At 70.9% G+C, this 925-nt stretch carries 1 protein-coding gene; it reads right to left on the bottom strand.

Annotation, left to right across the window (positions count from 1 at the left end; translation table 11 throughout):
* Positions 1–179 precede the first annotated feature (179 nt).
* A partial coding sequence (locus AC27KI_RS25940) for a magnesium transporter CorA family protein (RefSeq protein ID WP_487116713.1) occupies positions 180–925 on the bottom strand: 746 nt, incomplete at its 5' end.

The following is a 925-nucleotide window of genomic DNA, read 5'->3' as shown; positions in this document are numbered from 1 at the left end:
CGCCGCCCAGGCCCGGCGCGCGCTCGGCGATGCGGTAGGTCTTGACGAGCTGATCGACGAGGATGTGGGCCATGGGAACGGGGGCGCCGCTGCGGGCGGGCCGCAAGGGCGTGGGCGGGAGCGATGTGCGAAGGGGCGCCGATTCTATCGGCGCGCAGGGCGCGGCGCCCCGTGCCCGCTCAGTGGTGGCCCGTGCGGGCGAGGTAACGCTTGCGCCAGAACAGCGCGATCAGCGCCACCGCGATCACCGTCATCGAGCCCATCGCCCACCAGAAGCCGTCCTGCTTGTGCACCAGCGGAATGAACTCGAAGTTCATGCCGAAGATGCCCGCGATGAGGTTCAGCGGCAGGAACACGGCGGTGAGCGCCGTGAGCGTGCGCATGATGTCGTTGGTGCGGTTGCTCTGCACGCTGAAATGCATCTGCACCGCCGTCTCGGTGCTCTGCTCCAGCCGGCGCACGTGGTGCACCACGCGCTCGATGTGCTCCAGCACGTCGCGGCTGCGCACCTTGAGCAGGTCCAGCTCGCGCTGCAGCGCCGGGGTTTCGGGCTCGGGCCAGGTCTCCACCGCATCGATCCAGTCCTGCACGGCGGTGTTCTGGTCTTCGCAGATTTCGTCGAGCTGGTGCAGCGCCAGCCGGGCCTCCAGCAGCGCGCTCCAGTTGGCAAAGCGCGCGCGGGGCTTGAGCAGCTCGGCCTGCCAGTGGTCGAGCTGCCGGCTCAGTTCCCGGCGCAAATCCAGGTAGCCGTCCACGATCAGGTTGACCACGCGCATCATCAGATCGGCGGGCGAGGTCGGCAGGCGCGCCACGGGCGAGGAGCCCGGCGGCCGGTGGTCGCGCGGCGCATCGCCCCGGGCCTCCCCCCGCGCGGTGGCCAGCAGCCGCGCCGCATAGGCATCGCGCACCGCGCAGTCGGCCGGGT

The sequence above is a fragment of the Acidovorax sp. KPB24-03 genome (assembly GCF_057546605.1).
This window is presented reverse-complemented; position numbering and strand designations above follow the sequence as displayed.